This window comes from Kitasatospora sp. NPDC056138, from assembly GCF_042264695.1.
GTDB lineage: Bacteria > Actinomycetota > Actinomycetes > Streptomycetales > Streptomycetaceae > Kitasatospora.
The window spans coordinates 1-6,131 of sequence record NZ_JBHJVK010000140.1; the positions used below are offsets into that span (position 1 = coordinate 1).

The following is a 6,131-nucleotide window of genomic DNA, read 5'->3' on the forward strand; positions in this document are numbered from 1 at the left end:
GGCGCAGCCGCGAACAGTGCGGCGTAGTCGACCGCCTGCCCGGCCGCACCTTCCTCGCCAGTCGCAGGGACACCCACGCCTTCAATCTACGCGGCACCCTCGCATGCGGGCGACAGGCCGGCCGTGGCACGGCGGGCAGCCAATGGGGGTGCACCCCGGGTTTCGCCCACAGCGGCGGCTGGTGCAACATCCGCTGCGACCAAAGCGCCTAGGCTGACTCGGCCCTGACAAGTGCGAGGTGCGGTACCAGGCCGGCCAGGCGACGGTCGAACCGGTGACAGTCGAACCACCCACAGGCGTCCTGGCCAGGTAATCACCACCTCCCGTGCAGCGGGAAGCTCGCGTTCCGCGGCCCGCGCCGCGTGACGTCGGGCCACTGCCTCGACTCGGCGGACGGTGCGGCGGCGCGCCAGCCGAGTACACGTGCGGTCGCACGTACGATTTCTGGCCGTGCGCGAGCAAGGCCTTCGAGTACAGCGATTGTCTGTTCCAGGCGCGGCAGGTGCTGGCGGCCTGCAGGCCGAGTGCCGCGCCTACCTCGCCTCACTGCCAATGGTGGAGTGGTGATCTGGAGGCCGCCCGATGCGGTCTCAGCGAGGAGCAGCTGGCCGAGTTCGACCCCCTTGAGGGAGACCGAACGGCATGCCGCCCTCGCCGTGTTGGCAGACGAGTACTGGGCCACCGTGTCGGGCGAGGACCGTGTAGCCGCCCGCAGCCGGCTCAGGCACATCGATGAGCCGACCGAGGAGAGGCGGGCGTAGTGAGCGGATGTGGCCGGGCCCGGGCGGCAGGAGGCGGAGCGTCGGCCAGTATGCGGTGGAGCGGGGCTTGTTCGCTTTCCCGTGCGATCCGTGGGCGGGTATCCTGCCCGGCCGGTTCGGTAGCGGGCACTTGGGTGCAGGAGCCGGACTGTGGCCGGACGGCTCGGGGGCCGGGGCGTCAGCGGCGCGGGCAGCCGTGGTGGGTCTGTCCGGTGTGGCCGCCGGTGTCATCCGGAAAGGAGACGGTCAGCGTCACGCTGTACTCCCAGATGTCCTCCCGATGGCCTGGTGCCCGAGCCACGGCGAGAGCGTGGACCTCGGCGCGCGGGGCCTGGCGGCACCAGTCGGCGGCCTGCTGGAGGGCGTCGGCGGTGGTGGCGGCGTTGCACACCACCGCGGTGTAGGCGGCGACCGTGACGTCCGCGCCGCCGGACCGCAGCGGCATCGCTCGTACGGCCTCGGCGGCGCCGCTCAGGTCCCGGACGAGGTCGTCGACCACCCGGGGCGGAGCGGGCAGCGCCGGTGCCCGGTCGGACGCGGCGGGGACGGGCAGGCCGTCACCGGCCAGGCGGTGGAAGTCGATCGCGGTCATGAAGACCGGCATGCCCATCTGCACCCTTGGCATGGCTGCTTTCACCCTTTTGGGGTACCGCCTCTTGACAGCACCGCATCGGCAGGCTGCTGGCAAGCCGTGTTGACGCGGGCTCGGAGTGTTTCATCTTGTCGGTGGGGTTGAGGTGGCCGTGATCGATGTGGGACTCCGTCGGACGCCTTGGTTGTGGTGGTGTGCTGGATGCTCTGGGGGCGGCAGGCGCGCAGCTCCGTGCTTCGGCTCACCAGTGAGGCCAACGCCGGGCTGCACCGGTGCTGGACGTGCCGGGCTCGATCGGCGGCGAGGCGGGATCGAAGTTGGAGCTGGCCGTGCCGGTCGGTCCCGATCGGCTGGTTGCCCGGCCTGCGTGGACAAGCGCGAGCGGCAGGGCAGCGGGCCGCTGGTTCTGCCGAAGCCGACCAGGCGGCCAGTATGGTGACCACGCCGAACAGCCCGTGGTGGGAGACCCGGCAGCAGTACCCCGGGGCCGAGGGTTAGCAGTTGCGGCTGGTGCCAGTGTGCGATCTGTCCGTGGTGTGTTCACCGGGGCGCGCAGTGTCCCCGCCTGCCGTGAGGTCCGGAGCCGACCAACTGCCCAGCGGGCGCAGCGCGTGCACGGAGGGGCTGTCGGGCCCGGCGGTGTAGAGGTAGGGGGGCCTGGTCCGGGCCGTCGGGCAGGATGAGTGACTCGTGGTCCAGGACCGGTTCGCCGACGAGGGGGTGGTGGTAGCGCTTGGTGCCGTGGGTGTACTCGAGGACGTCGCGGTCGGCCCACCACTGGCGTAAGTCCTCATCGTGCACGGAGAGTTCACCCACCAGTTCGGTCAGGCGGGGGTCGTGCGGGTGGCGCCCCTCGCCCAGGCCCAGGGCCGCCGCCGAGCCGATCGACTCGGACCCACATTCCCACCGACGAGGTCCGCCCCTCAGAGGATTCACCCGCAGCGCGGCGACTCCTGCCCGATGATGTGACTCATCCGGCGACCGGATGAACGGGCCGGACGGGGGAAGGGACCGCTCGTGGATTTCATCAGCACCGGGTTCGACGGCCGCCCCTGGCCGGAGTTCATGGCTGATCACCGCCCGATCCTGGTCGTCCTCGCTGCCCCGGACGGACCCCTGGCCCTGGACGACGGCTGGGACGACCTACACGGCGCCCTCGCGCTGGCCAGCCCGGACACTGCCTGGTCAGCAGTTCTCATCGGCTCTCACCCTGCCCTCCACAGGCCCGGTGGCCTGCCCTGGCAGGACGGCGAGATCGCCGCCACCCGCCATTGACTCCGCGCGGTCGGCGCGCACCAGACCCTGCTGCTGATCACCGGCCCCTTCACCGGCGTCTTCGATTTCCACCCGCCACCGCGGCCGCCCAGCTCTTCCTCGCCAGCACGCTGATCCGACTCACCAGCGGCCTCTGAACTCGGTCCGGTTCGCCGCCGGCGGTCTGCGCGCACTGCACCCGCCGATCACCACCCGATCACGTGGATTTCCGGCGAGGACTCCCAGCGGGAACCCGCGTGGCCCGGACTGCCGACCGGATCAACGCCGACCGCAACACCATTGCCTGTGCCGTGAGTTGAGAGACCCATCCAGCGAGGGAAGCGTCGACTTACATGTGACGAGCCCAACGAAAATGAGAGAAATTTCAAACAAAGAACGGCGAATTGTTGCTTTAGCAATTTATCCCCTTTTCATTTAGAGTGGCGGAGGGATGGAAGACTCCGTACTGTCGGAGCGGCAGGGAATATCCTGCCCCGAGAGGCTGATATTTCATCCCGCCGCCTCAGGCGTGCATTGACCTGCCTGAGGTCCCTCAATCAACCCTTGGAGTGCCTGTTCGTGCCGTGGTACGACTCTTATCGGCGGCAATTTCCTCCATGTTGCTCCTTCTGCTTTTTCCGCTGATTTCAGTGGCGGCTGAGCCTGATGCCATCCAGGTCTCGCTTGCGCCGTCGACCGCCTCCGCATCAGTGCCGATGGCTGCGACTCTGACCGTACGCGCCAGGCGATGCTTGACGGTCCTGTCCCTCGGCGTCGCAGTCCGCGACGAGCGGGGGAACAATTTGGACTTCCCAGGGGCGGCGCACCATGCGCGCGTCTGCCCGTCCGGGCTGACGATCACTACTGGAAAGCGCGTATTCGATGCCGGAAGGTATTCAGAGTTCGGGTACTATGAAGACCGGACGGGCTATCACAGCCTCGGCACCCAACTCCTGACGATTACACCAACCATGCAGGGGATTGACCCTTCCCCGACCGCCGGGAAAAGCCTCGTATTCAACGAGGATTTCAGCTCGGCTATTGCATGGGGGGATCGCTGGCAGGGCAGGCGGACGAGTGCCTACCGGTACGGCAGCCACAATCCGGACGACGCCAAGCTTGATTGGCTTTCCCCCTCGGCCGTGACCGTGTCCGGCGGCTCCGCGGAGTTCACCGCCCGCCCCAGCCAGCACTACCTGGAAAACGGACGGCATGCCTGGGACACGGGCATGCTCACCACGGAGGGAACCACACAGGGCTTTCAGGCGCGGACCGGCGACTACATGGAGACCCGTGTGAAGCTGCCCACGCAGCGCGGAGCGTGGCCCGCGCTATGGACCTGGAAGGACGGCAACAGCGAGGTCGACACTTTCGAATATCATCCGGACAACGCCAACCTGCTGGAGCTGAGCAACCACGTTCATCCGGCCGGCTACTACTACACCAACGCGCGTGCGATCGCCCCCGGCAGGTGGGTGACGATCGGAGTGCACTACGGCGCCACCTGCAACGACTGGTACGTCAACGGGGCCAAGGTGTTCTCCGACTACACCGGCGTGGGCGACGACTGGTCTGCCTACTTGATCCTCAACCTGTCGGTCGACGCGGGCAGATATCACGCAGCCCCGCGCAACCGAGAGCCGTTGGCGTTCTCGGCAGCGTATGTGCGTGTGTGGCGCTGATGGAGCAGGTGGCCGGGCGGACGATGCGAGAGAGCCCAGGATCAGTCTGTGACGAACGACCTGGACACCCTCGCGACCGCACTCCACGCGACGACCGACGACCTGCTGAAGGACTCCCCGCAATTCGCCCCGCAGCGTCCGGCCGTGGGCATCCCCCGTTACCCCCGCAGCTAAGCGACCCGGTGCTGGTGGCATTGGCGATGATGCAGGCGATGCTCGGCTTCACCTCCGAGGCCCGCTGACTGCGTCACGCCGACGCCCACCTGCGCCACCTCTTCCCGTACCTGCCCCAGCAGCCCGGCTACAACAAGCGGCTGCGCAAGGCCGCCGTCCGCCGCGTCACCCAGACACTGGCCCACGACACCACACGGTGGAGCGATGACGTGTGGTGGCGGACTCCACACCCGTCGAGTGCGGACGTCCCCGGGAGACCGTCAAAGGCTCCGACCTGGCCGGATGGGCCCAGTACGGGTACTGCGCCAGCCACTCGCGCCACTTCCGAGGGGCGCGGCGGTCACCCTCGCGGGTGACGATCAGCATGGTTACCCACTCAACGAGCGCGTGCGGCAGGTCCAGTGCGGCAGGATAGGTGACCAACGAGGCTCCCTGGCTGGTTGCTTGAGACGTGAGACATCTCGCTCAACCGCCTGGGAGCCTCGTCCGTTCTGCCCTCGTGCCGACTGCCCAACCGTCACCCGATCGGTGCCCACCCTGAAAACGCTCACTGTGCGAGTTCGCTCAGCTGGGCGCAACGGGCTGTTCGAGGAGCTCGTCCGGTCCGTCGAAGCCGCAGCGCCGGTACAGCGGCGCGCTGCGCTCGGACGGCCACACGATCAGCGTATCCAGCCCGTGAGTGCGCGCATGGCGGGTGACCTCGTCCAGCAGGGCCCTGCCCAGGCCACGGCTGCGCTGTTCCGGGGTGACGTAGAAGTTCGTCACGTAACCGAGGACATCGGAGCCCGGGTAAGGACTCGGGACTTTCTCCACGAGACACACGAATACGTGGCCGCAGGGCCGCCCGCCCGCCTCCGCGAGCCAGGCACGCCACGGCCCGGCCATCCGGGAACGCAGCCACCCCTCGCACTCAGCGGTGAACTCTTCTTCGTCCTGCGGGACTTCATCTCCGCCGTCCTCCACCTTCAACCGCCAGCGCATGGCTGCCAGCGCAGGCGCGTCGTCGAACTCAGCCCGACGGATTACAACGTCACTCATGGGCACACTCTCGCAGGCTGACCCGCCGGAGCGAAACCGCCTGCAAACGTCCGGAGACCCCTTGGAATTGATCATCTAAGGGCAATACCGGTGACTTTGGGCGGCTTTGATCGCTGGGTTGGTTGTGCCAAGGCCCGGACAGGTGAAGTCGTCGGCGGATGAGCGGTTCTCGGACCGGATCGCGCTGGGAGTTCTGACGCGGGTTTTCCCGCCGGAGTTGGTTGATGAGGTGGTCGCGGACTGTGGCCGGGTCGAGCGGCGTCATCGGCTGCTGCCAGCGCGAGGGGTCGTGTACTTCGTCCTGGCGATGTGCCTGTTCTGCGGGCAGGGCTATGAAGAAGTCGCCCGGCTCCTGGCCCAGGGCCTGGAGCGGGAGGGCAGACGGAAGGCTTGGCGGGTGCCGACGGCGGCGGCCAGGAGCACACCTGGGCCGAAAGGCCCCTGCCACCCCCCGCCGCAGCCACACCCCGGGCGACCACCGTCGGTGGCGCCGATCGTGCTCGCCCAAGCACTTGCCCGTTGCTGACCCACGCTCCTAGGGAGCGTATTTGATCGCGATCAAGGAGTGGTCCTGCTGAGGTCTTTGATCCAGATCATTGCGCCGCGTAGGTGGAGGCCGGCGAGGTAGCT

Annotated in this window: 7 protein-coding genes and 2 pseudogenes; 5 read left to right on the forward strand and 4 right to left on the reverse strand. The window is 67.9% G+C overall.

Annotated elements, in window-relative coordinates; translation table 11 throughout:
• A partial coding sequence (locus tag ACFC1R_RS38295) for a hypothetical protein (protein WP_375946348.1) occupies positions 1-212 on the forward strand: 212 nt, incomplete at its 5' end.
• Positions 213-939: 727 nt separating this feature from the next.
• Here ACFC1R_RS38295 and ACFC1R_RS38300 read toward each other — a convergent pair.
• Complete coding sequence (locus ACFC1R_RS38300) at positions 940-1,386, reverse strand: hypothetical protein (protein ID WP_375946349.1); 447 nt, start codon at positions 1,384-1,386, stop codon at positions 940-942.
• 507 nt (positions 1,387-1,893) lie between these two features.
• On the reverse strand, positions 1,894-2,430 hold the full coding sequence (locus tag ACFC1R_RS38305; protein ID WP_375946350.1) for a hypothetical protein: 537 nt from the start codon (positions 2,428-2,430) through the stop codon (positions 1,894-1,896).
• Here ACFC1R_RS38305 and ACFC1R_RS38310 point away from each other — a divergent pair.
• The 3 genes and pseudogenes from ACFC1R_RS38310 to ACFC1R_RS38320 all read left to right on the forward strand — a co-directional run.
• The gene (locus ACFC1R_RS38310; RefSeq protein ID WP_375946354.1) at positions 2,371-2,628 is read left to right on the forward strand and encodes a hypothetical protein; all 258 of its coding nucleotides are present in this window, start codon (positions 2,371-2,373) and stop codon (positions 2,626-2,628) included. The genes ACFC1R_RS38305 and ACFC1R_RS38310 overlap by 60 nt on opposite strands.
• 596 nt (positions 2,629-3,224) lie before the next feature.
• The gene (locus ACFC1R_RS38315) at positions 3,225-4,289 is read left to right on the forward strand and encodes a hypothetical protein (protein WP_375946351.1); all 1,065 of its coding nucleotides are present in this window, start codon (positions 3,225-3,227) and stop codon (positions 4,287-4,289) included.
• A 48-nt stretch (positions 4,290-4,337) separates the two neighbouring features.
• Positions 4,338-4,800: pseudogene (locus ACFC1R_RS38320) on the forward strand (IS982 family transposase); the annotation flags it as partial.
• On the opposite strand, the pseudogene ACFC1R_RS38325 reads toward ACFC1R_RS38320, so the two are convergent.
• A pseudogene (locus ACFC1R_RS38325) lies at positions 4,797-4,886 on the reverse strand (IS5/IS1182 family transposase); the annotation flags it as partial. The pseudogenes ACFC1R_RS38320 and ACFC1R_RS38325 overlap by 4 nt on opposite strands.
• 141 nt (positions 4,887-5,027) lie before the next feature.
• A complete protein-coding gene (locus ACFC1R_RS38330; protein ID WP_375946352.1) occupies positions 5,028-5,501 on the reverse strand; it encodes a GNAT family N-acetyltransferase in 474 nt (157 codons plus the stop codon).
• Between the two features lie 142 nt (positions 5,502-5,643).
• Here ACFC1R_RS38330 and ACFC1R_RS38335 point away from each other — a divergent pair, with 142 nt between their 5' ends.
• Complete coding sequence (locus tag ACFC1R_RS38335; RefSeq protein WP_375946353.1) at positions 5,644-6,027, forward strand: transposase domain-containing protein; 384 nt, start codon at positions 5,644-5,646, stop codon at positions 6,025-6,027.
• Positions 6,028-6,131 lie beyond the last annotated feature (104 nt).

What these genes read in the sequence shown, in the direction of transcription:
- ACFC1R_RS38330 (WP_375946352.1), bottom strand. Translation starts at nt 5,501, where the DNA reads ATGAGTGACGTTGTAATCCGTCGGGCTGAGTTCGACGACGCGCCTGCG.
- ACFC1R_RS38315 (WP_375946351.1), top strand. Translation starts at nt 3,225, where the DNA reads ATGTTGCTCCTTCTGCTTTTTCCGCTGATTTCAGTGGCGGCTGAGCCT.
- ACFC1R_RS38300 (WP_375946349.1), bottom strand. Translation starts at nt 1,386, where the DNA reads ATGCCAAGGGTGCAGATGGGCATGCCGGTCTTCATGACCGCGATCGAC.